The following is a 26,309-nucleotide window of genomic DNA, read 5'->3' as shown; positions in this document are numbered from 1 at the left end:
GGGGTGAGCATTGTGGCTTTTTTAAACATGTTCGGTCGCGATAAAGACGAGCCGACCGCAGTGACGGCTGATGACCGGTTGTCACTGGTGCTAAGCTTTCAACGTTCAGATATTGATGAGAAAAAAATCAAGATGTTTCGCACGCGCCTAATCGAGTTGTGCGATGAGTTCGGGTATGATGTGGTGGGGCATGTCGAAGTGATTCCACAGGCAAAAGAGAGAACCACCATCATCAACGCAAGCATCCCAGTCAGATTGAAAGAGCCGATTTAAAAGAGCACGGACCGTAATTGGTTCGTGCTTTTTTGTTGAATTCGTTTACTATTTCACAAAAACTTATGATTGCGTAACCGCCGCTCCAAGAACTCCAGAATGTAAACAGGAAAGGCTTTGTCTTCAGCAAGGGTGAAAATGGCGATGGAAACGCGGGTGCTGCCGTATGTACGCATCAGATCGATCATTTTGTTCCGCGATTCGGGATTGAGGTGTCCATAACGTTCCGTGAAGGCTTTGATTACCATTTCTTCCTCATTGGTCAAAGAGGTTGCTTGATCTTTGTTGTTAAACGCAATGGGTTTGAATAGGGATTTGTTGTATGTATGAAGGTGGTCGATAGCGGTGGCTAGCTGTTGCTCTGCAGTCGACGAGAAATGGTCAAAGCCCGATTGATTGCGTGCGCTGTATTCATCAAGTGAAGGAATCGAGGCATGTTGCGGTTCCCAATCATGCATTTTCCGCCGGCGTCGCGGTCGTCTTTCGGGGAGATGCGTAAATTTGTCGGGATGCTTCCGTCTGAGCGTATAAATGCGTTGATAGATGGCACCCTGGGTTCGGGAGAGCTGGCTTTCCAGTTCGGCAATGGCTTGGGACAACGGTTTTCCTTCCTCCAAGAATTGATTCACGGTCTTGATCACGAGCTCCTCTTCCTCTTCACTCCAGCTGTTCAAACGGTTTCCATCTCCTTGGTCATCATAAGAGTGGAAGCGGTCGGGATATTCCGATCTCAGCTTTCGAACATGGGACATGATGCCTGCATAGCCTCGTTTTAATTGTTGTGACAATTCCTTTAAAATCTCACGCTCCCGTTTTCCTTCTTTTAATCCTTGATTCATCGTATCAATGATAATTTGATTTTCCTCGTCAGTATATTTACCTTTTTTTGTATCAAAAATCATTGGGTTCGCCCCCTTTTGTCGATAATTATCGTCGAAATCTTTACTTATAAATATAACAGAAAAGACATAATCTTTTCTAGCACCCATTGTAAAAACTTTTTATACTCTGGTATTTTACAGTAAAACTGGAGGCGTCGCATATTATTTGGTAAGAAAATTTAAGTAAATGAACATGAAATTATATACATAGAAGATGTTTGAATGGACAGGTATATAATGGCGGACTTTTGACCATAACCCATATTAGGCGCTATAAATTGGTTTTTTTTGGTTTTGTTCACTGCGGAAAGGGGAGATTTCCATGAAACCGTTGTCAGTGAATGAGATGAGCGCATATTTGCGTTCGCGGCCTGTCCAGTCTGAACAGGAAGAAATGTATCCCCATCGGTTGTGGGAACCAACAAAAAGGGCGGCCCTTGTTATTTTATGGGGTTTATTGATTTATCCACAACTGGACCCGGATTTGCGCCAACAAAAGAGAACTTATTCCATCCATGTCAGCCAGCTGATCAACTTGTTTGGCGACGCGCTTGGGCCTGATGGCCAGGACGCGTGGCCGGCCACGTTACGACTGTTAGCGCGCCATGATTATATCCGCATCAAAGGAGAGACGATCACGCCGGGCACGGGCTTGTTTGTGGCTGTCGATGCGGCAAAAATGTATAAGATGTTCCGGTCTTCTGTCCTGTCGCGGGACATATTTCAGAGGCGGTTTGGTACATGACAAGCACCCCTACTTTCATTGTTGAAGGTAGGGGTGTTTAGTCGTGTTTGAGGGATTCGATGAAGAGTCTCAGGGTTTTGCGCTGCTCGGGTGATAATTCGAGGGCGATCTGAATAAGATGTTGAATATCTTCAGGGAGGTGATGGACGAATTGTTGCTGTTGTCCCAACTGATTAATCAGCTGCTCCAATAGATTACGCGATTCATTAATATGTTTGTAGGTTTGAATTAACAATTTTTCTGTCGGTTGAGTCATACGATTCATCCTACTCTTTTTCAGAATGAAGGAGTTCATCAATTTCCTTTTTGATTCGGATAAGCTCCTCATGGCTCAATTTGTGAAGATCGCGAATCATCATTTCCAGTTTCATTGTGCGAAATTCTTCCAGAAAAGAAGGCATATATTGTGGGTTTACGGACACGAGCCAATAACTCCTTTCATATAAACGCTAGTTTGCCAGATTACTATTTTAACAGAGATTCGACGTGGGTCAATGTGAATATAGTGGGTTTTTTCCAGTTTTTTGTCGTGCTTTCGCCCTGTATTCAGTTTTTTCTCTCATTTAGGCGAAATTGTTTGAGAATGTGTCAAAAAATGTGGTTTAGCTTGTTTGCAATTGGGGTAAGTAAGCTTTAGTTCTGAAAAACTATCATTAAAAAGAATGAATCGAGGTGCTTGCGATGGTTGAACAATTGAAAGCACTGGAGGAGCGTCTCTTTTCCGTGAAGCAGGAGTACCTTCTGGCGAAAGAGCGCCATGAATTTTTGGCGCAATACGACTTATATGAAGAGTTGAAACAGTTGAAACAAAAACGGCGGGAACTGAAAACAAAATTGGGATTAATGTAATAGATAGACAACGCAAAAGGTTGGCTTTCCGAGTGGAAGCCAACCTTTTGTCATGTGCGGAACCAGCGGTTTTTTAAGTTTGAGAACGACCGAGCGCGGTCAAGCGCAAATGGGCAAAGCACCATTCGTAGTAAAAAGGGAATTTTAAGAAAATATTTTTTGTTTATGTATTAATTTATATTCATATTAATTGGTGTCGTTTATTTGCTATACTATTTATTGCGAGTTTTTAATATAGCATGTCAAAGTCTGCAAATTGTTAAAAGGGTGAATGATGGATGAAAATGCGAATGTCCAGCCATGCCAGAAAGGTTTTATCTGCTTCAATCGCCTTGAGCCTCATTGCGGCACCTTTGTTTTCAAATAAAGCTGAGGCTGCCAAATCGCCCAAATTTGACCAACACCATCTGCTGAAGTTGCGCATCATGGAAACAACTGATGTGCATACCAATCTCTTGAACTACGACTATTACAAAAACGCAGATTATGAGAAAGTGGGTTTGGCCAAAACGGCGACGCTGGTGAAAGAAGCGCGCAAAGAAGTGAAAAATACCGTACTCGTCGACAATGGGGATTTGATCCAAGGAACGCCGCTCGGAACGTACAAAGCGAAAATCAAGCCTTTGAAAAAAGGAGAAGTGCATCCCGTCTTCAAGGCCATGAACCTCATGGGTTATGATATCGCGACATTGGGCAACCATGAGTTCAACTACGGACTGGATTTCCTTGAGGAAGCTTATAACGACGCCAAATTTCCTTATGTGAACGCCAATGTTTATGTGGATGATCACGACAAGAATCCCAAGAATGACAAGAACCGGTTTAAGCCGTATCAAATCATAAAAAAGAAAGTGGTCGATGTGCGGGGCAAAACCCACATGCTGAAAATCGGCTTTATCGGCTTTGTTCCGCCACAAATCAATGAATGGGACAAAACGAACCTGGAAGGGAAAGTCATCGCCAAAGATGTGGTGCAAACAGCTCGAAAATTTGTGCCCGAAATGAGGAAAAAAGGCGCCGATTTGGTCGTGGCCATGACCCATTCTGGCTTCAGCGGCAACAAGAACAACACGGAAGATGTGATTTACTCTTTGAGCGAAGTGCCAGGCATCGACGCCATCACGTTCTCTCACACGCACAAGGTATTTCCAGCGAAAAGTGAGGCCGCTCTTGATGAATTGTTCCTCGGCCCCGACAAGAAGCCGTTACCTGGCGTCAACAACCAACGAGGCACCATTAATGGGGTTCCGGCGGTGCAAGCTGGCTACGGCGGAGGCTCTCTGGGCATCATCGACCTTGTCTTGACGAAGGAAAAAGGAAAATGGCGGGTGGTCACTTCCCAGTCATCGACACGCGAGACATGGAAAGATATCAAGGACCCAGCCACCGGAAAAAACAAAACCGTCAGCACGGTTCAGCCTGATCGAGCTGTGGTCAAAGCCATCAAAACGGATCACGAAGCAACCGTCGCTTACGTGAATACCCCCATCGGCAAAACCACCGGCGACATTCACAGTTACTTTTCGCTGGTTCAGGACGACCCTTCGATCCAAGTGGTGACCAACGCGCAGAAGTGGTATGTGGAGAAAATGATCGCCACGTCGAAACCCGAATATAAAGATTTGCCCATTTTGTCTGTCGGCGCGCCATTCAAAGCCGGGCGCAACGGACCAGATGAATATACCGAGATTAAAAAAGGTGATCTTACGATTCGTAGCGCCGGGGATTTGTATTTGTACGACAACACATTGAAAGCGATCAAAGTCACCGGTTCCACGGTGAAAGAGTGGCTGGAAATGTCAGCAGGCAAATTTAATCAGATCATTCCCGGCAAGGCCGAAGAGCAGCCGCTGTTAAATCCGTCGTTTGCAGTGTACAACTTTGACGTGATCGACGGCGTGCGTTATCAGATTGATGTCACGCAACCTGCGAAGTATGACACGAATGGCAACCTGATCAACGCCAAAGCGAACCGCATTGTCAATTTGACTTATAACGGTCAACCAGTCAATCCTGAACAGGAATTTATCGTGGTTACCAACAATTACCGCGCCAATGGAGGCGGCAACTTCCCTGGCGTCAAGGAAAGCGAATGGGTGTTGGACTCCACGGAAGAAAACCGCCAAGTTCTCATGGACTATATCGCTGAGCAAAAAGAGATCAATCCCACGGCCGACGGCAACTGGTCGATTGCCCCGATCGCCGGTGAAGCGCATGTTACTTTCACCACATCGCCACGTGCGGAAGCTTATCTTGAAGAGGGAAGCAATATCAAGCCGACGAACCGAACCGATGACAAAGGGTTTGCCATTTTCTCCATCGATTTGGGACAAGCGCCGCAACCGGAAGACAAAGTGAAAGTACAGTTGCTAGGCTTAAATGATTTGCATGGCCAACTTGACACTGACACCAAAGTGAAGCTGGACGGGCAAGAGGTTCTAGCTGGTAGCATGGAATACACGGCGGCAGCCATGAAACAGCGTGAAGCTGAAAACAAGAACACCCTGTTGGTTCACGCTGGCGACATGATCGGCGGTAGCCCACTTATCTCGGCATTGTATCAAGATGAGCCGACGGTAGAAGTGATGGAAGCGATGGGTTTTGACGTGGGCACACTGGGGAATCACGAGTTTGATGAAGGAATTGCTGAGTTGCGCCGGATGATTAAAGGTGGCGAACATCCCAAAGGGACGAAAGGCTACGATGGCATGAACTTCCCGATTGTTGCCGCCAATGCGTATGATACATCGACAGGGGAGTTGATCACTGAACCATACACGATCAAAGAAGTGGGTGGCCAAAAAATCGGTTTCATCGGCGTGGTGACCCAGGAGACGCCACACATAATCGTCAAAAAAGGGAATGAAACCCTGGAGATCCGCAGTGAGGTAGAAGCCATCAACAAATATGTAGGCGAATTGAAAAAACAGGGGATTAAAGCGATTGTCGTGCTTGCACACAACCCCGCGGTGCAAGGTGGCAAAGCTGACGCTTTTGACGCATCAGAGATCGCTGAGCAAGTGGATGATGAAGTTGATGTTATTTTTGCTGCCCACAACCATGTGCGCGTTAACCAAATGGTGGATAACAAGCTCATCGTGCAAGCGTATTCTTACGGTTCCGCATTTTCAGATGTGGATTTGGAAATTGACGCCGCGACGGGAGAAATCGTCAGCAAGAAAGCCGAAATCGTCACCGTATACCAAAAAGATTACACACCGGACGCCACTGTGGCCTCCATCATTAAAAAGTATGAAGATCTGATCGCTCCGATCAAAGCGGAAGTGGTTGGTGTCTCCGCAACGGATCTGCCCAAAGGCTATCCGAGCACGGCGGCGATTGGTGATCTCGGGTTGGGCAATTTGATCGCAGACGGCATGAAAGCGGCAATGGACGCTGATTTTGCCCTGATGAATGGCGGCGGTGTTCGGTCTCCGATAGATGCCGGGGATGTCACTTTTGGCGAGCTGTTTGCGGTTCAACCGTTTGGCAATGTGTTGAATAAAGTCAAGTTGAGTGGAGCAGATCTGGAAGAGATTTTAAACAATCAGATTAGTGACAGCGGTCTCGATTTTCATATCGCAGGTTTCAGATACACTTGGGATGCCAATACCAAACGGGTAGTGGACATCATCTTGCCGGATGGTAGCCGGATTGACAAAACCAAAGAGTACACGGTAGTGGTCAATAACTACATGTACGGCAATGAGAAATACGGCATTGCGGCTCGCGCCACCGATATGGAAGTGGGTCCGGAAGACTTGGAGGCAACAGTAGCATTCGTCAAAACGCTTCCCAAACCGTTTACGTATAAGCCGGAAGGGCGCATCCAGAAAGTGGGGAGTACCCCGCTGACCCAATAAGGCGACACCAGGGTACATGCATGGAAAAAGACAAGGCGTTAACGTCGCCTTGTCTTTTTTATGTCAAAAGAAGCCTCAATGGGCGAGCGGCAACAAGATGGAGGGGTCATCGTTTTTTGGCGAATTGACGCGTGTGGATACGGGGAAAGCATCCATTTCATCCGCAGGGTAGGGTTGCAACAAGGATTTCAGAAGTGCCAAGTCCTCCATATCAGGGTGCAACCAAGTTTCATAATCTTCGGGTCGAAGGATGGCCGGCATGCGGTCGTGCACTTCGTTGGCGATGGCATTGGGCGCGGTGGTGATAATGGTACAAGAAACGAGGGTTTGGTCTTCATGGCTCCAATAATCCCACAGCCCGGCAAAGGCAAACGGCTTGCCGTCAGCCATTTGAAAGCGGTACGGTTGCTTTTCGTTCCCGGTTTTCTTCCATTCATAAAAGCCATCAGCCAAGATCAAGCAACGGCGTTTTTTCAGCAGACCTTTGAATGTCGGCTTCTCGTCAAGGGTTTCGGCTCTGGCGTTAATCATTTTGTAGCCAATCTTCACATCTTTAGCCCAACCAGGAACGAGCCCCCAGCGCATGTGTCGCCCCACCCGGGCTCCCTCTTCCAGCACCACCGACAGAATGGGTTGGGTGGGAGCGATATTGTAGCGGGGACTCACCTCATCGATCAACATCATCTCAAATTGCTTTTCCAATTGGTCAAGTTCAGCGGACAAGGAAAAACGGCCGCACATAGGATCACCTCCTTTCCATTGTAGCCCGGACACTAGCAGATCAAACAGCAGTAAATGAACCCAAGGGCCACGCCTTTCCAGTCAATACAGGTACAAAGCGCCCCTAGCTATTATTCGTGTTTTGCGTATTGGTTGATACATTTGATGAATAAAGAATTTTTATAATCATCAGCCGAGAAGGAGGGCGTATATGAACATAAAATATGTTATTTCCCTGCTCGCCACCATAGTGACAGAATGGTTATGTAGTTTCTTATGTGCCAAGATGCTTGATGTCGCACTGGTGGAGGTTGCTTGTTTTGTAAGATTAATGTTTCTCATCCTTTTTATTTATTTCAACACCAAGGGGGGCGTTCTGAGCAAGTGGATGGATGCGGAGATTCAAGCGACGACGGGGTTGAAAACGGAGAACGCCGCTATCCGGATTCGATTCACCCCTGTTTTGGCAGGGCTTGTCCTCTATTTCATCATGACCATGGTGTGGACGCTGGTCGCGTTTGGTCCAAATCTCATTGCGTAACTGGAAGGCCGTTTTGGACAGAAAAAGCCGTGCTTATCCGTTAGCCAAAATGAAAAAAAGCCTGGAGACGTCTGCGCTCACCGCCCTGTGACCGCAGGCAGTTCCAGGCTTTTCCCGTTTCACCGCAACCCACACAGGTTAGCCTAAAAAAACTTCTTCTGATCCCGATACTCCTTGAGCAACTCCACTGCTTCTCGGAAGCGTTGCGAGTGAACCACTTCCCGTTCGCGCAGGAATTTCAGCGCATCATTGATGTCCGGGTCATCAGAAATGTCGATCAGCCATTGGTAGGTGGCGCGTGCTTTCTCCTCAGCGGCAATGTCTTCATACAAATCGGCGATGGGATCACCCTTGGCTTGGATATAGGTGGCAGTGAATGGTACTCCCGCCGCATTGCGATAGAAGAGAGCAGAGTCGTGATCGACAAAATGTTCGCCCAGTCCGGCTTCCTTAAGTTGCTCTGGGGTGGCGTCTTTGGTTAATTTATACATCATTGCATCATGGAGACGGAAAATGATTATTTAGTTGAAATAATCTTCTGTTTCATTGAGCAGTGAATGTTTTAACATGTCATTCTCAAGGGATTTCGTCCGTTTCACCCATTCCCCAGGCTGGAGCGATTGCATTTCACTAAACATGCAGAACATCATCGCATCTAGCTTGTCAATCATATGCAGAACCACCGCTTCTGGAATTTTCGGCGTCACCGGTGATCCCCATTCCAACTTTCCATGGTGGGACAAAACCATGTGCTGGAGCAACTTGAACGCTTCCGTTTTTACCACGCCTTGCTGTTGCCCGAAGCGTTGCAACAGTGTGGCGGAAAAATGGATATGCCCGTGCAGTTTTCCTTCCAGCGTATAATCCCCGCCATCACGGAGATGGGTCAATTCGCCGATTTTTCCTAGATCATGATACAAGACACCGGCCAGGAGGAGATCCCGATTTAAGAAAGGATATTGCTGTTGCACTTTATTGGCGCATTCCATCATGGAGACAATGTGATGTAGCAGCCCGTGAAGCGTAGCGTGATGATTTGTTTTCGCGGCAGGGTAGGAATATAAGCGCTCAGAGATCTCACGATCAGAAAGAACGGCTTCAGCGAGCGCTCGCAATATGGGGTGCTCCATGGTGCTAACCATGCCATGCAAACGTTGCTTGAGGCGGTCGGCCGATTGTTTGGGACGCGGTAATAATTGGTCAACCCAGGTGGCTTTGTCTTCGTCCCGCCATTCAAGGTGATCAACGCGGATTTGTATTTGTTTTTGATATTCGCTGGCTTCCCCTGTGATGTGAATAACATCGCCTTGCTGAATCTCGCGCTCATACGTTTTTATTTTTTCCTGCCAATCCCAAATCCGCCCGGGAAAGCTTTCTCCAGATTGAGCAAACATGACTAGCTCTACATACTTTCGTTGCTCAGAATTTTTATAAGTACGCACTTGCACTGCTTTCACAAAGAAGGGTTGATTGACGGAATCACCGTGTTTGAATGTCAATGAGTATCACCTTTCTATGGTTGATGTAGAATTCTTATGTTAATTCGGCTAAACAAACAGATGTTCCTCTTTCTAGGTGAAAAGTACAGGGGCATATTGTATATTGAAATATGGTATGAAACGAAAAAGGAAGAAACATAAATGAAGGATGAATTGCGTCATTTGATTGGCTGTGGAAAATATAGTGAAGCATATGAATTAAAAAAGATGTAGATCGAGATGAACTTCTCGATTGGACGCTTGAGCTAGCATATAACACGGAGAGTATAGAATATTATGCATTTGTGAGTAGTTTAATGGTTAAGCATGAGGAAGCAACCTTCCATTGCATCGCTTCGCATCTCATGTGTTTACCTCTTTGCTCTATTGATGGAGCATACAATGTAGGATTTTATCATGCAAAAAGAGCTGTAGAACTTTCTCCAGAAGATGCCTCATTTAAAGAACATCTATTGTTTTATCATGCTATACCCGATAAGTTGCTGAGTGATGAAGAGGCTGAGAAAATAGCTAAATCTATTTTAGAGATGGAGCCTGATAATCAAACAGCTAAAGAACATTTAAGGTTGATCCGTAGGGACTGATACAATCGATAAAGAGTTAAATGAAGGGATTCTTATAACTAAAAGAATCCCTTTTTTATCATTGGATCAACAATGAGAAGGTTGATAGGGTGAATATCATTGCTGTGAATTTAGGCGCGGATACAACTGTAGCTCGAATTCATCATTTTTCTGATGTTTCTCTTTGAGATAAACGCATTTGTCTAGAATCAGCTTGAGCAATTGATTTTGTTGGTAAGTTTCCGCGGCGGGGTAGACATCCAGTACGTGTTCGATTTCGCTGACCTTAGATTGGAGGCATGCCGATGCACTTTGCTCCTGCCTTATGTCCGCTTCGACCCGTTTTAGCGCGGCCTCTGCTGCTTGCAGGCGGTTGGTAATGCTTTGTGACCGTTTCAGAAACGTGGTTTCGTCATAAATGCCTCTTTCCAATAAGTCATGGAGTTTTTCTTGCTGTGTTTGCAAGTGGGCGATTTCTTGGCGCAGGTTTTTTTCGAGCAACAAGTAAGTTTCCACTTTTTTTCCCTTTTCCGCGTCCGCGATCTCTGAAGGTTCGATAGTCATTTTGTAATGGGTTAGCCATTGGCGAAGCTGATTCAATATATGTTCTTCGACCAAGTCCAGGCGACTGCTTTTATTCGTACAACCGGCTCCATTTCGATCGCAGGTTAGATATTGGTGCCGATTTTTGGTTCTCCCGTATTTCATCACCATAGCTGACCCGCACTTACCGCAAATGATAAGTCCGGCCAAAGGGTTTTTCAAGGCTGTGCCGAGTTTCCAATGGGGATGAATTTTGTTTTTGCGGATGGCCTCGGCTCTAAAAAAGACGTCTTCAGGGATGAGCGGGGGGTGTTTGCCGTCAACAATGATGGCTTCCTCTTCATTTCTCCGTGTTGCGGTCACGTTTTTGCCGGGTTCTTTGGATTTTTTTCGTTCAATGTGCCTCCAGCGGACTTTGCCGATATAGACTGGATTTCGCAAGATTTGCAGGACGACATTATTCGTCCAATCCTTTCCGTTTGCCGAGGGCACACCCATGTCGTTCAATTTTTTGGCGATCTTGAGTGAGCCCAACCCGTCGTGGATATACCAGTCAAAGATCATCCTCACAATAGTCGCTTGTTCCTCATTAATCGTTAAGGTATGGTCTTTGCCTACTTTTGTTTTATTGTAACCATAGGGCGCGCGAGACCCGATGTAATTGCCATCCTTGACGGAACGTATACGCCCTTGGTGCAGGCGCCGCTTGATGATTTTGAACTCTTTTCGGGCCATGAACGCTTCAAACTCCGAATACTCTTCATCAAATTCATCATCTAAGTTGTATGTTTTTCTTGGGGTGATAATGGCCGTTTTTGCCTGTTTAAATGTTTCCAATATGATACCTTGATCTTGCATATTGCCCCGCCCCAAGCGGTCAATGTCCATGACCAAGACGGCATCGTAGTGACCGGATTTTACTTCTTGCAAAAGAGCTACCATCTCGGGGCGGTGTTGTATGCTTTCTCCTGAAGCGATTTCCTCCCTGACTTTGACCACATGGAGATTTCTTTCTCGAGCCACATCGAATAGCACTTTCCGGTGTTTGGCCAGTGTTTCCCCTTCTCCGCGCTCCTCTGCTTCTTGGTCGGCACGGGACTTCCTCAGATAGATGCACACCCGCTCCATCCGCTTCACTCCTTGCCTTTCTCTGGTGAATTTCCTACGACTGACGAGTTAACCGTTTTATTTATCCTGTTAGATGCTTCCTATGACATTTCTATTCTGTGTTTGGACACTTTATTGCTAAGGCGTGTCTGTCATCATATACGCTATGCGACCATTTGCTTGATGGCATGGGACAAGTTGCAGAGAAATAAATTGAAATAAGCGCTTTTGCCAAGGGGGAAAGCCATTCTATCTGCCAGAAGCGCAAATGTAATTGTGGGGGAGTGATGCGCGATGATCGAGAAGCACATTGGCAAGACCAAGATCGTGATAATTCCGCCCAACATTTCTGATGAAGAGAATGATCAACGCTGGAGTGACGTAAGAAGCTTGGTGGTTTCCATTTTGCAATCAAACCTGAAAAAAGAAGCTAGTTAGGATGTGTCTGATGAAATATGTTTTGCTGTTTTTATCATTCGGAAGCTGGAGCAGGATGCAACGCTCTTTTTAACGCGTTCATATATTCGATTCCGGCCCGTTTGCTGACCTCTGCTTCCGGTGCAAATACTTCAAAGCCGTGGAAACAACCCGGATATAAATGGAACTCTACATCGACACCAGCTTCAACGAGTCGGGAAACATATTCGATGGTTTCATCACGGAAGGGGTCCAATTGTCCCACACAGGTATAAGTCGGCGGGAGCCCTTCGAAATTATCGGCATGGATCGGTGCGGCATAGGGAGAAACTTCACCAGAAGCATGTTCGCCCAAATACATTTTCCAAGTGGCGATATTGTGGTCGCGGTTCCAGACGGCTTTGGGCGATGTGATTTCCCGGCTGGAAGGAGTGATGTTGCGGTTGTCAATCATGGGATACAGCGGCATTTGGAAACAAATCGCAGGGCCCCCTTTATCACGGGCCATCAGTGTAACAGCGGCAGTCAATCCGCCTCCCGCGCTCCCTCCGCCAACGGCGATGCGTTTCTTATCTATGTTCAATTCCGTTGCAGAGTCTGCCATCCATTTCAAAGCGGTATAACAATCCTCAATCGCCGCAGGATAAGGATGTGCCGGAGCGAGACGATAATCGACGGACACAACGACACAATTGACTTCCAAAACGGTAATTTCGCAGTTGATATCATCTCGATCCGGATGCCCGAGAACATAGCCACCGCCGTGAATGTACAATAACGCAGGCAAGGGGGTGGCTGGCCGGTTTGCTGGTTCGTATACCTTCACCATTATCTCGCCAGCCGGTTCGGCGATCATGCGTGTTGTCGTAATGACATGGGGGGACTTTTCATATTCAGGAATAGGGGCGTTACGCATCTTATGGAGGTCCTTAGGCAACTTCATTTGCGGGAGAAGTGCTAAAACGGGTCTCAGTTCGGGCAAGACTCTGCTTTCGAAATCCATATTAATCATCCTCCATGGCCGCTAAATTTTAATTGTGACTTATTAAGTCACAATTAAATTATCAATCACCGGGGGAAAGTTGTCAAGACTTTTTCCTGATGTGATATAGTGAATGTAATTAGGGCTTGTCTAAGTCAAGCAAATGTTGCTCTTGCCACTCGGCGTAATTACTAGGCACGCCCTAAACGATCATCAACTGACATAGAGGTGGATAAGTTGCAGTTACTTATTCAATCTGGTGATCTGGGCCCGAGCTGGTTTCATGTGTCCCTTCGCGCGCTGGTCCTGCTCTCCAAATCAGATTCGCTTATGAAAAGCCACGTCATTGCGGAAGCCTTGGGAGTGGATACTACATACATCAGGAAAATCTTGGCGTCGTTGTCCAAGGCCCAATTGGTGACGACAGTCAGCGGGCGGTACGGTGGATACGCTTTGTCCAAGAAAGCTTCAGATATCACTGTGGGAGACGTGTACCGTGCTCCTGGCAAGGGACAAACTACCCCCTATTGGTCGGTTCCGAAAACCGGTACTGAAAAAATGATTTCCATGATTCTCGCAAAAGCGGAGGAGCAATTTCAATCTGTGTTAAACAGCTATACGATTGAGGATGTCGCCCAGCAAGCGCACCTGTTTGGGCCATGATGGGATTCGTTTATTATGGTTTATAGATATTTCCCATGTGGAAAATACCCATAAAGGATAGATGAATGGCGAGCGGAGGTGGAAAGCGGGTGTGGAGCGTAGCGACAATGAATGGATGATTGCCCGCGCCGCCGTTCGCCAATAAAGTGGATTCCAAAATGGTGAGGAGAAGGTGTTTTTTGAAAGGGATATTTCACTTGAAAAATTTATTAGCACTTGTTTTATTTTTCTTCTCTTAATATGTTCTGTTTAACTTTTTGAAATTTTTAATAAATATATTCAACCTTAGTATGCAAGCTAGTAATGTCGCCTCTTTAATCGGCATACCTATCCTATTCTTTATTTCTCTATCTCTAGCTTTATTTGTTAGAGATCGGCTAGGTCATTAGCTTTTTATTTGCAGAAGAAGACGGCATGATATCAGAATTCATTTCAATATATGAAAAAGAATGCTAAAATGAAATAATAAACGAACATTCAGTGAGTTATGCACAATATCACTCACTGAATGACAGAAAGGCTTAGGAGTGGGAGAATGGAATTTGAATTTCACATCACCGTGAATGATTTAACACTTGCTGACATGGACGCCTTTGTGGAGTTATGCAAATCAGAACAGGTGAAACCGCTCATGATTGTCCTGGATAAAGGAAATTACATCAATCAACCGATGTGCACGGGTGTTATCAAACGCGCTGATTTCCATGAAGCGAAAAAAGAAATTGACCGCATCGCAAACGTGTTTCAAGAACATGGATTTACCGTCATGAGAACGAAAGTGGAGACGTCTCCCAATGAAGAAACGTATTTTCACCAACCGCTGACCAAACACACCAAGCCTTATTTTGAGTGGCATGGCAAGGTGGAGGTGGAGGATGTTGCGATGGTGAAGCGTTTATGTGAGGGGCTGGGGGGACACATTTCCCGGAACTCTTTAAATGCCAATGGCAAAGTGAGGTTTATCACTATCAGAGAATATAAAAGTAAAGAAACATTTTATGATAGAGTACAGAAGATCCATGCCATTTTGCAAGCGAATGAGATTTCGTTATTAAAAGAGCAATATGAATTATGCATCTATGACAGCAGAGAAGAGTTAGATAGTGGATGGCTTTCATAAAATGGGGGAATAGCTGTGATTAAACGAGAAGATATAAAAAAGATGGATTATGATGATAGAGAACTCGTTGTGTTAGAGGCGCTGTTGCGGAGAATTGCGCTGGTGGACGAGCCATTTGTGTTGAAAGGCAGCCTGTTGACGAGGCAATACCTGGAGAATCCGGACATTCGATATGTAGAAGATATCGACTTTTTGTATATGGGAAAAATCAAAGATACCAACCATGCGAATGAAACATTTACCAACTGGATGATTCAAGTGACGGAAATGGATTTGGATGACGGAATCAAGTTCACCAGCTTTCGGGAGAATGCGTTTTGGAGATACATAGATTATGCCATGGCTGATGACTTTCCGACGATCAATACCGATCTCACTTATGTGTTCACCGATGAGCCGGATGAGTATCATGAGTTGTACCTGGATATCTCGTTTAATTTAGAGATGGACTTAGAGCCCGTTCCGTTGGAGTATCGTCCCGTCTTCGGTGACTCTTTTATTGTTCCGTATTCTGTGCCGCTCTCTATCCAGGTCGCTTGGAAGTTGCATCAAACCATTGTAAGGCCGCGGTTCAAAGATCTTTATGATTTGAAATATTTGTTATCCCATCCATCCTATGACGACCAGGCGTTGCAAGTCACATTGCAAACGCTCGTCAACGAATGCAGTATGGATGACTCCACCACCAAAGCAGACATAAAAAAAGTCCTAGTGGATGATTTAAGCGGCTTGTACCCTTCGCTATCCAAGGATTATTTCTTGAGCAAATATGCCGCGGGTGAGAACCAAGAAGATTATTTCAAGGCATTTGTGGCTGAGTTGCGGAAAATCATGGACCTTGCCGGCATTAACCAGAAGGCGTTTGAGCAGTTGCCCGAACCGACATGTAAATAATGTGTCTGACGGCTTAAAGGAGAGCATGCTATGTGGAACCCTGTGGATACCCGCTTTTACGCCAAAAAGCTTCCCGTGGCCATCGCCGCCATCGATGATAGTTCGGAAGCCAATTTTATCCGCACATTGCTTGAACAGCTGAACATCGTCACGCTTTTGCATACGATTGGTACGCCGAACGACTTTTTGCAAGTGATCAGTCAGGAAGAAGAGGCGCCTCCGTTTCTGGTCATCAGTGCTCACGGTGATCAAGGGGGATTGATTTTTGGCGAATATATCGATGAGATTGACGTGTCCAGCCTACAGGACGGGGTCATGACCCCTTCGACCATCGCTGAGGCGATTCGCCTGCCAGGTACGGTGGTGATCAATACGGCTTGTTCGGCTGGCGTGAAAGAAGCTGGCGTAGCGTTTATGAAAGGGGAAATTCAGGCGTACATCGCGGCGGACGAGGATGTGACCGGGGAAACGACCGCACTGTTCCTTATGCATTTTTTCCATCAGTTAGTAAAGGGTCGCTCGGTAGAAGATGCGTGGGAACATGCCGCAGCATATGATGAGGAGAGTCGCTTATACCGGTTGTACCTACGAGAAGGGATTTACAAAGTAGCGGATGATGGGAAAAAGATACGCATTGAAGAGTAATTGGTTATTGTAGGTGTGTTTATTCACTGCATATAAAGCCAATGCCAACAAGTGATATCCATCGCATATGGGATATACCAAAAAAGCTAGAGGGTAAAACCTCTAGCTTTTTTATAACCACATATGGCAAGGGTCAGCGAGCGCATGCTTCGCTTTTTCGGGTGAAATCCCCATGATGCGACAATTGATTTGTAAACCATGGTGGCGATCATTTCCAAATGGGCAAACTCCTCCGTGCCGATGTCGGTGAGGAGGCCTTTGACTTTGGCGGGTAGGGTGTACCGTTGGTTCAGGTAACGCAAGGCCGCGGCGAGTTCACCGTCGGCTCCGCCGTATTGTTCGATAAGGTATTTGGCCAAGGTGGGGTTGCATTTGCCCACTCTGACCGGGTATTGTAGTTTTTTTTCATAAATCCACATCGCTTCACACCTCTATAGTTCCCAGGGCCAAGGACTTTCATCCCAGCCGCACGGGTATTGGTTGAGACTGTGACCGAAATTGGTCAGGGGGCCATATTGCTGCTCGTAGGCGGCGGCGAGTTTGGCCCTCTCTTGCGCATACCAATTGAACTGTTGCAAGGCGTTCATGTCGCCTGGGTGGGTGTCAAGATAAAGATTGAGCTCAACTAAGACGAAATCGATTTCTTGCAACTGTTTTAGCTGTTCAAATTGTTGTTTGCGGTCCATCACTGATCACCTTTATGGCGTTTGGATTTTTTGCGGTAAGGACTGTAGAAAATCGGCCACAACGTGCCCCGTTTTAAGGCTTCGTTGGGGGGGAATTGCGGCAGGTCGGGTGGCTGAAAGCCGAGAAATAGGTTGGGCGGCACAACATATGTTTTTTTGCACAGGGGCGGGCAAGGGTCAAACGGGCTGACATAGGGATACCATGTTCGCTCTTGGTTGACAAAAGGATTGGGGTGGTGCCTGTGTGAACGTTCCAAGTGGATCATCCTTTCGCAGTTGCAGAATTCGATGAAGTCTTGGTTTCACTATATGACTGGGCGGTGAGAATATGCTTGTTCAACAGAAAATATCAGGGAGACGTGATGGTTTTTTGTTTCCAGGACAAATGGATTTCCTTGAGAGTGGATGACGAACGGGTGCGGTATTCACTAGCTGTTAACGCACAGCGGCGCGGCTTCATCAATGGATGGCAATCGTGGTAAACTGTGATTGGCAAGCGACAGCAAGCTGGGGTGCGTGGCCGATTTGCCGGTTGCATGTTTACCGCTCACCGTTTTGGGTGGTTTTTACGTATAGCCAGCGCACCGGACTGTGGGGAACAGGACAGAGACAGATCAAGTCGCAGGAGGGGATGAGCTGATGGATCGTGAAAAACAACAGCTAAGCATCGAGGCTGCGAGACTCTATTATTTGTCTGATTACAGCCAGCAGGAAATTGCGGCTAGACTGGGGGTCTCCCGCCCGACGGTTTCCCGGTTGCTTCAGTATGCGAAAAGCCGGGGTTATGTGCGTATCGATATTGTTGATCCGCTGGAGGATCTGGCCTCCCTGGGAAAAGACCTGAAGCAAAAGTACAAGTTGGACGAGGTGTTCATCAGCTATTCGCCGGTGAATGAGTACAAGGAGATCCAGAAGCACATCAGCCGCAAGGCGGCGGAGTATCTCCATGAAACGGTGCAAGACGGGGATATTATCGGGGTGACATGGGGAACGACGATGTACTCCGTCGCGCGTAATCTGCAACCGAAGCCGGTTAAAGGAGTAGAGGTTGTCCAATTAAAAGGGGGAGTTAGTCACTCCCACATCAATACGTATGCCGCGGAGACGGTTTATCTGTTTGCCGAGGCGTTTCACACCGTGGCCCGGTATCTTCCGTTGCCCGTCATTTTTGATAGCATTGAGTTAAAGCAATTGGTTGAAAAAGACCGGCACATCCAGCGGATTATCGAACTGGGCAGACAAGCCAACATCGCTGTGTTCACGGTCGGTACGGTCAAGGAGGATGCGCTGTTGTTCCGCCTCGATTATTTTAGTAAAGAGGAACAGGAATTGTTGCAGCAGATCGGTGCCGGAGATATCTGTTCGCGGTTTTTCGATGCAGAAGGGAATATCTGCATTGAGGAAATGGACAACCGCACGGTGGGAGTCAATCTCTCTGATTTGCGCAAGAAAGAAAAAGCGATTTTGGTGGCTGGTGGGCAAAATAAGTTCGAAGCGATTCACGCTGCCCTTATCGGTAGATACGCCAACATATTGGTGACAGACCAGTTCACGGCCAAAGCCTTGTTGGAGCATGGATAAAAACCTATATGGGATCACAAAACCTGCCGTAGACTAGCGGCAGGTTTTTTATGTGTGTGCCATATGTTTTTGTTTTACAGGTAAAGTGAACCAAATTTCATAAGGTGTTTCACATTTGTTCAAAACGTGCTATGATAGCCATGAACTTAAAAACAGCTAATAAAATCAGACAAAAATCAATTGGAATTAGAGCGTGCCGACTAAATATGACAGCGGCTTCAAAAGAGTTTCTACACATTTGCCAACGGATGGAACTGTTTTTTTGCCGCCTGCGCTTAGCCGGATGCGCTCATATAAAGGAGAGATTCAGATGAATTTAGCCGGCATGATTGACCACACCTTGTTGAAAGCGGATGCGACCCAAGCAGAAATTGCCAAATTGATCGATGAAGCTAAGAAATACCAATTTGCATCGGTCTGTGTTAATCCGGCTTGGGTGTCTTATGCTGCGGAACAGCTTGCGGACACATCGGTAAAAGTGTGCACAGTAATCGGGTTTCCTCTTGGAGCGACCACTTCGGAAACCAAAGCGTTTGAAGCCAAAGACGCAGTTGCCAAAGGGGCTGCCGAGGTGGACATGGTGATTAACATCGGCGCTTTGAAAGACGGGGATGACAACCGGGTGATGCAAGATATCAAAGCGGTGGTTGACGCTGTCTCGGGCAAAGCGTTGGTGAAAGTGATCATCGAGACGTGTCTTTTGACCGATGAGGAAAAAGTGCGCGCTTGTGAACTGGCAGCGAAAGCGGGCGCAGACTTCGTAAAAACGTCGACCGGATTTTCCACGGGTGGTGCGACGGTAGAAGATGTTGCGTTGATGCGCAAAACGGTTGGTGAGCAGTTGGGCGTAAAAGCTTCTGGTGGCGTGCGTAGCTTAGACGACATGAAGAAAATGATGGAGGCTGGCGCTACCCGGATCGGAACGAGCTCTGGTGCTAAGATTTTGGAAGGCGGTCAAGCCACTTCTTCTTATTAAACCTTCGTGCCAAGGAGGAACCGACCATGTTGAAACAGCAGCTGATCAAAGAGGCGATTGAGGCTCGCAAGCAGGCCTACACCCCATATTCACATTTTCCGGTGGGCGCCGCGGTGTTGGCTGGCGGCAAGATTTTTCGGGGATGCAATATCGAAAACGCTTCTTTTGGTTTGACCAATTGCGCGGAGCGCACAGCCTTGTTTAAAGCGATTTCAGATGGCGAGCGCATCATCGAAGCGATCGCCATCGTGGCCGACACTGATGGCCCGGTGTCTCCGTGTGGAGCTTGCCGGCAAGTGTTAGCCGAGTTTTGCGATAAAAACACCAAAATCTATTTAACTAACCTTCACGGCGACACCGAGGAATGGACCATATCTCAGCTGCTTCCGGGCGCCTTTCAGGCCGGAGACATGGAGAGGGATTAATCCGCTGAGCGGTTCCTTCTCTGAAGGAGTTGAAAGCGCTTCAGACTCGGTTGCCCAATCATAGGAGAGGATTTAGTCATGAAATATATCATTGCCATTTTGGGCGTGCTTGTTGTGTTCATCTTGACATACGCGGTAAGTAACAATAGAAAAGAGATCCGTTATAAGCCGCTCTTTATTATGATTGCTTTGCAGATGTTATTCGCATTTGCTTTGTTGAACACCGGCGCCGGCGAATTCCTCATCAGAGGGTTTGCGTCGGTATTTGAGAAGTTGTTGGCTTATGCGTCTGAAGGGGTTAATTTCGTATTCGGTGGCATGGCCAATGAAGGGCAAATGCCGTTTTTCTTGTCCGTTTTGTTGCCAATCGTATTCATTTCGGCACTGATTGGGATATTGCAGTATACTAAAATTTTGCCGTTTGTTATCAAGTATATCGGCTTGGTGTTAAGCAAAGTGAACGGAATGGGCAAACTGGAGTCATATAACGCAGTTGCTTCCGCGATTTTGGGGCAGTCTGAAGTGTTCATTTCCGTCAAAAAACAAATCGGGATGTTGCCGAAGCACCGCTTGTATACCATGTGCGCCTCTGCTATGTCGACGGTATCGATGTCGATTGTCGGCGCCTACATGCAAATCATCGATCCCAAGTATGTTGTCACGGCGCTCATTCTCAACCTGTTCGGCGGTTTTATCATCGCTTCTATCCTCAATCCGTATACAGTTGCCAAGGAAGAGGATATCCTCGAAGTACAGGATGAAGAAAGACAATCGTTTTTTGAAATGCTCGGAGAATATATTATGGACGGGTTCAAGGTGGCTTTCACCGTTGCGGCGATGTTGATCGGGTTTGTGGCGATCATTGCCATGATCAATGGGATCTTCATGGGCATCGTTGGGATTTCGTTCCAAGAATTGCTGGGTTATGTGTTTGCGCCGGTTGCGTTCCTGATGGGCGTGCCATGGCATGAAGCGGTGACTGCGGGGAGCATCATGGCGACGAAGCTGGTGTCCAATGAGTTTGTAGCGATGCTTGACCTTAGTAAACAGACGGCGCTATCTGCGCGGACGGTCGGCATTGTGTCCGTGTTCTTGGTTTCATTTGCCAATTTCTCGTCGATTGGCATTATTGCCGGCGCCGTAAAAGGGCTGCATGAAAAGCAAGGGAACGTGGTCGCCCGCTTCGGCCTGAAATTGCTGTACGGAGCGACGATGGTTAGTGTCTTGTCTGCGACGGTGGCCGGGTTGTTCCTGTGATTTTCGACTGAGGTAAGACGTCTGATTTGGTGATGGCTCATCACCTACGGGGGTGTGTCCGGCAAGCTTTAGGTTGTTTGTCCGGACATACCCCAGTTTCCGTGATTCGGCGACGAATCACCTGTGCCCTGGCGTGGCCGGATTGGCTTAAGGTGGATTAAACTGTCAAAAGTGAGGAGAGAAATAAAGATGAGAATGGTCGATTTGATTGAGAAAAAACGCGATGGCGGAGAGTTGACCACCGAAGAGATCAATTTCTTTATCCAGGGGTACACCCGAGGCGAAATACCTGATTATCAAGTTAGTGCCTTAGCTATGGCTATCTATTTTAGAGACATGACAGATCGGGAACGGGCCGATTTGACTATGGCTATGGTACAGTCGGGTGAAACCATCGATCTGTCGGCGATTGAAGGGGTCAAGGTGGACAAACATTCCACCGGCGGTGTAGGTGACACAACTACGCTGGTTTTGGCTCCGCTCGTTGCCGCGTTGGACATTCCAGTGGCGAAGATGTCTGGTCGGGGACTGGGTCATACTGGTGGCACGATCGACAAGTTGGAAGCAGTGGAAGGGTTCCATGTTGAGATTAGCAAGGAGCAATTCGTGGAGCTGGTGAACAAGCACAAAATCGCGGTGATTGGGCAAACCGGTGATTTGACTCCGGCAGACAAGAAGTTGTACGCCCTGCGTGATGTGACGGGCACGGTGAGTTCCATCCCCCTTATCGCCAGTTCAATCATGAGCAAAAAAATTGCGGCGGGTTCCGACGCCATTGTGCTTGATGTGAAGACGGGGGCCGGGGCGTTCATGAAGACGGTGGAGGATGCCAAAAAATTGGCTCAAGCGATGGTGCGGATCGGTAACAATGTGGGTCGCAAGACGATGGCTGTGATCTCCGACATGAGCCAACCGCTGGGCCGGGCTATCGGTAATGCGCTGGAAGTGAAGGAAGCGATTGATACGTTGCGGGGGAATGGGCCTAAGGATTTGGAAGAACTATGCCTAGCGCTCGGGCGGCAAATGGTATTTTTAGCTGGTAAAGCCGAATCGCTGGAGAAGGCAGAAAAGATGATCCGGGGTGTCATCCAAAACGGCAAGGCCTTAGAGAAATTCAAAGAGTTCCTTGCCAATCAGGGGGGCGACCCTTCCGTGGTGGATCATCCGGAAAAATTGCCACAAGCGGCTTATCAAATTGAAGTGCCGGCCAAAACAGACGGCGTAGTCGCGGAGATGATTGCGGATGAGATCGGTACAGCCGCAATGTGGCTTGGCGCGGGCCGGGCAACCAAAGAATCTGAAATCGATTTGGCGGTTGGCCTGGTAATGAACAAAAAAATCGGCGATCCAGTTAAGGCCGGAGAGTCCCTAGTGACCATCCATGCTAACCGGGAGAATGTGGATGATGTGATCGAGAAGCTTTATGCCAGCATCCGCATCGATAAGCAAGCGAAAGCGCCGGTATTGATTTATGACATTGTGACAGAATAACACGCGCTACAAAGGGCGACTAAATCATATGGATGAAAGGGTTGCGGATGACCGCAACCCCTTTTCTAATGCCTAAGAAACAAGCCTTTTCAGTCTAGTTTATCCATAATTTCCTAGCATGCATTCGGCGCAAACGACGCAATATAAGACCAACAAGACATAAGGAGGTGAAAACACATGGCACAACAAGGACGCAATCGTAGCTCCAACCAACTGCTGGTTGCTGGTGCAGCCCAAGCGATTGATCAAATGAAATTTGAGATCGCACAAGAATTTGGTGTAACCCTGGGTGCTGATACCACTTCCCGCGCTAACGGTTCGGTTGGGGGAGAAATCACCAAACGTCTGGTTTCTTTGGCTCAGCAACAACTGGGTGGCGGCACGAGCTTCTAATAATTGAATAACTGGTTCCCAGTAGCGACCCGCAAGGGTCGCTACTTATTGTGCATTAAAAAGGATTTAACACTCATTTGAAAGAATATTTCTATAGATACTTTTTCTTTGAGCTGATCTTTGGGGAGGGAATGGGATGACAACGCGTTATAATATTGCTCAGGATATCGACCGACATGCTACTGTAACTGGAAAGGTCGCGATTCATTGGCGAAATGAGGCGGGGGAAGAAAAACAAATTACATATGCCGAATTGAAGGAAAAATCCGATTCCTTAGCTCGGGGATTGGTAGCTTTGGGGCTCGCCAAAGGAGAGCGGGTGATGATCTTGCTGCCACGCGTGCCGGAAGCGTATGTTGCCTATCTGGCTTGCTTAAAAGCGGGATTAGTGCTGTTGCCGGGGTCAGAAATGTTGCGAGCTGGTGACATCGCCTACCGCATCCGGCATGCTGAGGCCAAAGCGGTGATCGCTGACGCAACCTTGACGGCAGGCGTAGATGCGGCCTTGCGCGAAATTGGAAGCGCTGCCATCCGTATCGTCCGCGGCCAAGCGCAGGGAGGATGGTTGGCGCTGGATGAATGCACAGGAGATGCCAGCATTGCCTTGCCGGAAACAACAGCGGATGACCCCGCGTTTATCTCATACACTTCAGGTACTACAGGGGGACCCAAAGGAGTAGTTCACCATCACAGCTGGGCAGTTGCCCACCAACAGACGGCTACACAAGCGTGGCTTGGCATTCAAAATGGGGACAAAGTATGGGCCACGGCGGGACCGGGTTGGGCCAAATGGATTTGGAGCCCGTTTGTTTCCACGCTGGGGGCAGGTGCGACGGCATTTGTTTACCAAGGTTCGTTTCATCCGGAAACATATCTTCGCTTGCTAGAAGAACAAAAAATCAATGTCTTGTGCTGTACGCCGACGGAATACCGTTTGATGGCCAAGTGCGAGAAGCTCTTGGAGTATCGTCTCCCGGCTCTGCGTAGCGCGGTCAGCGCCGGAGAACCGCTGAACAGGGAAGTGATCGATACTTTTCTCAACGCGTTTGGAGTGCAAGTGCGTGATGGCTATGGGCAGACCGAGAACACCCTCTTGATTGCCAACTTGACTGGAATGCCAGTGAAACTGGGTTCGATGGGCAAACCGACTCCCGGCAATCGGATTGCGGTGGTTGATGACGAGGGACAAGAAGTGAAGCAAGGGGAGGTAGGTCATATCGCTGTCCACCGCTCTTCTCCCGCCCTATTTAAAGGATATTATCAAGATCCGGAGCGGACCCAAGCGGCGTTTCGCGGGGATTGGTATCTCACCGGAGACCGAGCCAGAGTGGATGAAGAGGGTTACTTTTGGTTTGAGGGGAGGGCTGATGACATGATTATCAGCTCAGGTTATACAATCGGCCCCTTTGAAGTGGAGGACGCCCTCGTCAAACATCCGGCGGTGAAAGAATGTGCGGTGGTGGCCAGCCCTGACTCCATCAGGGGAACCATTGTCAAAGCATTTGTCGTGTTAAAGGAGAGCGTCATACCTACAGCGGAACTCATTCCCGAATTGCAAGACCATGTCAAGGCGTTGACTGCTCCGTATAAGTATCCGCGCGAGGTGGAATTCGTCACTTCTCTACCGAAAACGGCCAGTGGGAAGATTCGGCGAGTGGAATTGCGGGAATTGGAAAGAAAACGAAAAGGAACGGCTTCTTGAAAAGCGTTTTTTCTCTTCGATATAATAGATGCGATGTGCATGGTTGATCAAAGGAGCTAATGTTGATGAAATCATTTACTCATGGGATGTTGTTCAACTTTCAAGAAGCGGCCAGGGAGATGTTTGCCCGGGACATCAATCGCAAAGTGAACGACTATCTGGCCGAATATCCCCAAAGTTTGTTTGGTACCATTGACTTGGACAGTGAATCGATCTATGTATACGGCCATCTACGCCAAGCTTCGTTTGATGAGGAGGCGGACCGTTGCGAGTTTGATTATGTAGCGGCCGAGGGGGAGCAGGGAGTGGAATCCTGCTCTTACGAAGAATTACTCATCACCCACGAGGCCGGTTTTGATATTATCGAAGAGGAAGATGGGTCTCCACTTTATTACGACGTGCTGTATGTGACGTTTATGGATGACGCGACCGGGAAAGAAACAACTTATTTCATCGCCGACGAAAAACGGGTGAACCAACCCTTGGCATATGTGGGCGAGTATTGGCGGCAAGTCTCAGAAGTGGGACGCGACATCGATTTTCAGATGTCTGGATGCGGCAAAGTCGATCTCGGCAAGAGTCCGTGCGGCGGTGGAAAGTAAATGGAAAGGCAGAAGCCAACAGGCTTCTGCCTTTTTTGTGGCCCATGGGTGTTTATCGTGCGAAAGTGCAGGCGAATTTCATATTACTAAGATAAACGCTGGCGGCTGGTTAGGGGGGAGTGCGGAATGCAGCATACGCAAGCGCTGAAAGCCTTTGCCGATTGGATGAATCAATTAGTGGGAAAGCCGTTCATGGATGAAAGTCAATTGGAGCAGTTCATGTTCAAAGGGATGGAGCGTTATCAGAAGCATGGAATACCCGGCTTTATTGAATATATAAGCCAAGTCGTCCATTTGCCCATATCGCAAGAAGCGATGATGGGGTTGATGAAACAAATGATGACACCAGAAGGCATGAGTGAGATATTGAGCCAATTGAACATGACGCCACCGGCACAGGTCAATGAGCTTATGTTGAAACGAAAACAGAAGCAACCCCGCCGAGACCGATAATCACCAATGACGCTTTCTCTGTTTAAACACCGTCTGCACGATGTCGCGCATCGCCGGTGAGTTGAATATGTCCATCAAGCTGTTGCCAGATTGGATCGGTTCCTGTGCGGCTTTGGAGTCGTCCGCTTTCGTTTTCTTTTGCGCCTGGATTTTGTTTAGTTTGGCCAAAGAAGTGAGGATTTCTTTCAAGGTTTCTTTGTCCTTGGCGGCAAGATGCAGGGATTGCAGCGCATGGGCAAGATCATCAAGGTGGTTGGTTGTCTTTGAGAGCCGGTTGGTCCATTTTTGGATTGTCGACCAATGGTCCACCGTGTTGTCGTCGCTGAGGGACAGTCGCAATGAATCGTCGGATCGGGGTGGTTTCGCTTTGCTCATTCGTTATCACCCGCTTTGTTTTTTGTATGTACCATATTCATGGTTTGGGCATTGAGTGCAGAT

Annotated in this window: 30 protein-coding genes and 2 pseudogenes; 21 read left to right on the top strand and 11 right to left on the bottom strand. The window is 47.5% G+C overall.

Annotated elements, in window-relative coordinates:
- The first annotated feature begins 12 nt into the window (after nucleotides 1-12).
- On the top strand, nucleotides 13-273 hold the full coding sequence (locus QQZ12_RS06295; protein ID WP_054095945.1) for a cell division topological specificity factor MinE: 261 nt from the start codon (nucleotides 13-15) through the stop codon (nucleotides 271-273).
- A gap of 53 nt (nucleotides 274-326) precedes the next feature.
- On the opposite strand, the gene QQZ12_RS06290 is transcribed toward QQZ12_RS06295, so the two are convergent.
- Nucleotides 327-1,175, bottom strand: coding sequence for a hypothetical protein (locus QQZ12_RS06290; RefSeq protein WP_102993117.1), 849 nt, complete (start codon nucleotides 1,173-1,175; stop codon nucleotides 327-329).
- A 301-nt stretch (nucleotides 1,176-1,476) separates the two neighbouring features.
- Here QQZ12_RS06290 and QQZ12_RS06285 point away from each other — a divergent pair, with 301 nt between their 5' ends.
- Complete coding sequence (locus QQZ12_RS06285; RefSeq protein WP_102993116.1) at nucleotides 1,477-1,899, top strand: hypothetical protein; 423 nt, start codon at nucleotides 1,477-1,479, stop codon at nucleotides 1,897-1,899.
- A gap of 37 nt (nucleotides 1,900-1,936) precedes the next feature.
- Here QQZ12_RS06285 and QQZ12_RS06280 read toward each other — a convergent pair whose 3' ends face one another.
- A complete protein-coding gene (locus tag QQZ12_RS06280; RefSeq protein ID WP_022736814.1) occupies nucleotides 1,937-2,155 on the bottom strand; it encodes a hypothetical protein in 219 nt (72 codons plus the stop codon).
- A 425-nt stretch (nucleotides 2,156-2,580) separates the two neighbouring features.
- Here QQZ12_RS06280 and QQZ12_RS06275 point away from each other — a divergent pair, with 425 nt between their 5' ends.
- Nucleotides 2,581-2,748 carry a hypothetical protein gene (locus QQZ12_RS06275; protein WP_022736812.1) on the top strand — a complete coding sequence of 56 codons (168 nt, stop codon included), beginning with the start codon at nucleotides 2,581-2,583 and terminating at the stop codon, nucleotides 2,746-2,748.
- A 278-nt stretch (nucleotides 2,749-3,026) separates the two neighbouring features.
- Nucleotides 3,027-6,611: a bifunctional 2',3'-cyclic-nucleotide 2'-phosphodiesterase/3'-nucleotidase gene (locus tag QQZ12_RS06270; RefSeq protein ID WP_284724122.1), complete on the top strand. Its 3,585-nt coding sequence runs from the start codon at nucleotides 3,027-3,029 to the stop codon at nucleotides 6,609-6,611.
- 75 nt (nucleotides 6,612-6,686) lie between these two features.
- On the opposite strand, the gene QQZ12_RS06265 is transcribed toward QQZ12_RS06270, so the two are convergent.
- Nucleotides 6,687-7,352 (bottom strand): SOS response-associated peptidase, encoded by a 666-nt coding sequence (locus QQZ12_RS06265; RefSeq protein WP_284724121.1) that lies wholly within the window; start codon nucleotides 7,350-7,352, stop codon nucleotides 6,687-6,689.
- Between the two features lie 190 nt (nucleotides 7,353-7,542).
- Between QQZ12_RS06265 and QQZ12_RS06260 the strand changes: the two genes are divergently transcribed.
- The gene (locus QQZ12_RS06260) at nucleotides 7,543-7,872 is read left to right on the top strand and encodes a hypothetical protein (RefSeq protein WP_284724120.1); all 330 of its coding nucleotides are present in this window, start codon (nucleotides 7,543-7,545) and stop codon (nucleotides 7,870-7,872) included.
- Between the two features lie 143 nt (nucleotides 7,873-8,015).
- Here the strand turns inward: QQZ12_RS06260 and QQZ12_RS06255 are convergent.
- Both QQZ12_RS06255 and QQZ12_RS06250 read right to left on the bottom strand, forming a co-directional pair.
- Nucleotides 8,016-8,366 (bottom strand): annotated as a pseudogene (locus tag QQZ12_RS06255) (manganese catalase family protein); the annotation flags it as partial.
- Between the two features lie 27 nt (nucleotides 8,367-8,393).
- Nucleotides 8,394-9,371, bottom strand: a complete 978-nt coding sequence (locus tag QQZ12_RS06250) for a 3'-5' exoribonuclease YhaM family protein (RefSeq protein WP_284724119.1) — start codon at nucleotides 9,369-9,371, stop codon at nucleotides 8,394-8,396.
- Between the two features lie 296 nt (nucleotides 9,372-9,667).
- Here QQZ12_RS06250 and QQZ12_RS06245 point away from each other — a divergent pair, with 296 nt between their 5' ends.
- Nucleotides 9,668-9,955, top strand: coding sequence for a hypothetical protein (locus QQZ12_RS06245; protein WP_284724118.1), 288 nt, complete (start codon nucleotides 9,668-9,670; stop codon nucleotides 9,953-9,955).
- Nucleotides 9,956-10,051: 96 nt separating this feature from the next.
- On the opposite strand, the gene QQZ12_RS06240 is transcribed toward QQZ12_RS06245, so the two are convergent.
- Nucleotides 10,052-11,605: a recombinase family protein gene (locus QQZ12_RS06240; RefSeq protein WP_284724117.1), complete on the bottom strand. Its 1,554-nt coding sequence runs from the start codon at nucleotides 11,603-11,605 to the stop codon at nucleotides 10,052-10,054.
- Between the two features lie 273 nt (nucleotides 11,606-11,878).
- Between QQZ12_RS06240 and QQZ12_RS06235 the strand changes: the two genes are divergently transcribed.
- Complete coding sequence (locus QQZ12_RS06235; protein WP_189318871.1) at nucleotides 11,879-12,022, top strand: hypothetical protein; 144 nt, start codon at nucleotides 11,879-11,881, stop codon at nucleotides 12,020-12,022.
- 34 nt (nucleotides 12,023-12,056) lie between these two features.
- Here the strand turns inward: QQZ12_RS06235 and QQZ12_RS06230 are convergent, their stop codons facing one another.
- The gene (locus QQZ12_RS06230; RefSeq protein ID WP_284724116.1) at nucleotides 12,057-13,004 is read right to left on the bottom strand and encodes an alpha/beta hydrolase; all 948 of its coding nucleotides are present in this window, start codon (nucleotides 13,002-13,004) and stop codon (nucleotides 12,057-12,059) included.
- Between the two features lie 216 nt (nucleotides 13,005-13,220).
- On the opposite strand from QQZ12_RS06230, the gene QQZ12_RS06225 reads away from it, so the two are divergent.
- From QQZ12_RS06225 to QQZ12_RS06210, 4 genes are all read left to right on the top strand, one after another.
- Nucleotides 13,221-13,646 (top strand): RrF2 family transcriptional regulator, encoded by a 426-nt coding sequence (locus tag QQZ12_RS06225; RefSeq protein ID WP_022736803.1) that lies wholly within the window; start codon nucleotides 13,221-13,223, stop codon nucleotides 13,644-13,646.
- A 535-nt stretch (nucleotides 13,647-14,181) separates the two neighbouring features.
- Nucleotides 14,182-14,766 (top strand): hypothetical protein, encoded by a 585-nt coding sequence (locus QQZ12_RS06220; protein ID WP_284724115.1) that lies wholly within the window; start codon nucleotides 14,182-14,184, stop codon nucleotides 14,764-14,766.
- A 15-nt stretch (nucleotides 14,767-14,781) separates the two neighbouring features.
- Nucleotides 14,782-15,660 carry a nucleotidyl transferase AbiEii/AbiGii toxin family protein gene (locus tag QQZ12_RS06215; RefSeq protein ID WP_284724114.1) on the top strand — a complete coding sequence of 293 codons (879 nt, stop codon included), beginning with the start codon at nucleotides 14,782-14,784 and terminating at the stop codon, nucleotides 15,658-15,660.
- A gap of 30 nt (nucleotides 15,661-15,690) precedes the next feature.
- Complete coding sequence (locus QQZ12_RS06210; RefSeq protein WP_284724113.1) at nucleotides 15,691-16,305, top strand: CHAT domain-containing protein; 615 nt, start codon at nucleotides 15,691-15,693, stop codon at nucleotides 16,303-16,305.
- A gap of 188 nt (nucleotides 16,306-16,493) precedes the next feature.
- Here the strand turns inward: QQZ12_RS06210 and cotJC are convergent.
- The 3 genes and pseudogenes from cotJC to QQZ12_RS06195 form a co-directional block, all read right to left on the bottom strand.
- Nucleotides 16,494-16,724, bottom strand: a pseudogene (cotJC, locus tag QQZ12_RS06205) (spore coat protein CotJC); the annotation flags it as partial.
- A 12-nt stretch (nucleotides 16,725-16,736) separates the two neighbouring features.
- Nucleotides 16,737-16,991 (bottom strand): spore coat protein CotJB, encoded by a 255-nt coding sequence (locus QQZ12_RS06200; protein ID WP_102993105.1) that lies wholly within the window; start codon nucleotides 16,989-16,991, stop codon nucleotides 16,737-16,739.
- Nucleotides 16,991-17,248, bottom strand: a complete 258-nt coding sequence (locus QQZ12_RS06195) for a spore coat associated protein CotJA (RefSeq protein ID WP_022736797.1) — start codon at nucleotides 17,246-17,248, stop codon at nucleotides 16,991-16,993. Before QQZ12_RS06195 ends, QQZ12_RS06200 begins: the two co-directional genes overlap by 1 nt.
- A 218-nt stretch (nucleotides 17,249-17,466) precedes the next feature.
- Between QQZ12_RS06195 and QQZ12_RS06190 the strand changes: the two genes are divergently transcribed.
- The 10 genes from QQZ12_RS06190 to QQZ12_RS06145 all read left to right on the top strand — a co-directional run bounded on the left by QQZ12_RS06190 (nucleotide 17,467) and on the right by QQZ12_RS06145 (nucleotide 25,871).
- On the top strand, nucleotides 17,467-17,631 hold the full coding sequence (locus QQZ12_RS06190) for a hypothetical protein (RefSeq protein ID WP_189318870.1): 165 nt from the start codon (nucleotides 17,467-17,469) through the stop codon (nucleotides 17,629-17,631).
- Nucleotides 17,631-18,572, top strand: a complete 942-nt coding sequence (deoR, locus tag QQZ12_RS06185) for a DNA-binding transcriptional repressor DeoR (RefSeq protein ID WP_154986835.1) — start codon at nucleotides 17,631-17,633, stop codon at nucleotides 18,570-18,572. The genes QQZ12_RS06190 and deoR overlap by 1 nt, the downstream gene beginning before the upstream one ends.
- A gap of 310 nt (nucleotides 18,573-18,882) precedes the next feature.
- Complete coding sequence (deoC, locus tag QQZ12_RS06180) at nucleotides 18,883-19,548, top strand: deoxyribose-phosphate aldolase (RefSeq protein WP_284724112.1); 666 nt, start codon at nucleotides 18,883-18,885, stop codon at nucleotides 19,546-19,548.
- Between the two features lie 29 nt (nucleotides 19,549-19,577).
- Nucleotides 19,578-19,973, top strand: coding sequence for a cytidine deaminase (locus QQZ12_RS06175; RefSeq protein WP_181352792.1), 396 nt, complete (start codon nucleotides 19,578-19,580; stop codon nucleotides 19,971-19,973).
- Between the two features lie 78 nt (nucleotides 19,974-20,051).
- Nucleotides 20,052-21,230: a NupC/NupG family nucleoside CNT transporter gene (locus QQZ12_RS06170; protein ID WP_284724111.1), complete on the top strand. Its 1,179-nt coding sequence runs from the start codon at nucleotides 20,052-20,054 to the stop codon at nucleotides 21,228-21,230.
- A 189-nt stretch (nucleotides 21,231-21,419) separates the two neighbouring features.
- Entirely contained in the window at nucleotides 21,420-22,721 is a 1,302-nt protein-coding gene (locus tag QQZ12_RS06165) for a pyrimidine-nucleoside phosphorylase (RefSeq protein WP_102993100.1), read from the top strand.
- A 177-nt stretch (nucleotides 22,722-22,898) separates the two neighbouring features.
- Nucleotides 22,899-23,114, top strand: coding sequence for an alpha/beta-type small acid-soluble spore protein (locus tag QQZ12_RS06160; RefSeq protein ID WP_022736790.1), 216 nt, complete (start codon nucleotides 22,899-22,901; stop codon nucleotides 23,112-23,114).
- 136 nt (nucleotides 23,115-23,250) lie between these two features.
- Nucleotides 23,251-24,816, top strand: coding sequence for an acetate--CoA ligase (locus tag QQZ12_RS06155; protein ID WP_102993099.1), 1,566 nt, complete (start codon nucleotides 23,251-23,253; stop codon nucleotides 24,814-24,816).
- 65 nt (nucleotides 24,817-24,881) lie between these two features.
- A complete protein-coding gene (locus QQZ12_RS06150; protein WP_102993098.1) occupies nucleotides 24,882-25,418 on the top strand; it encodes a hypothetical protein in 537 nt (178 codons plus the stop codon).
- Nucleotides 25,419-25,544: 126 nt separating this feature from the next.
- The gene (locus QQZ12_RS06145; RefSeq protein WP_102993097.1) at nucleotides 25,545-25,871 is read left to right on the top strand and encodes a hypothetical protein; all 327 of its coding nucleotides are present in this window, start codon (nucleotides 25,545-25,547) and stop codon (nucleotides 25,869-25,871) included.
- On the opposite strand, the gene QQZ12_RS06140 is transcribed toward QQZ12_RS06145, so the two are convergent.
- Nucleotides 25,872-26,246 carry a hypothetical protein gene (locus QQZ12_RS06140; protein ID WP_123827469.1) on the bottom strand — a complete coding sequence of 125 codons (375 nt, stop codon included), beginning with the start codon at nucleotides 26,244-26,246 and terminating at the stop codon, nucleotides 25,872-25,874.
- Nucleotides 26,247-26,309: the final 63 nt, after the last annotated feature.

This window comes from Laceyella tengchongensis (assembly GCF_900182735.1).
GTDB lineage: Bacteria > Bacillota > Bacilli > Thermoactinomycetales > Thermoactinomycetaceae > Laceyella > Laceyella tengchongensis.
Note: the sequence above shows the minus strand (reverse complement) of the source record. Positions and strands in the feature narration are given on the sequence as shown.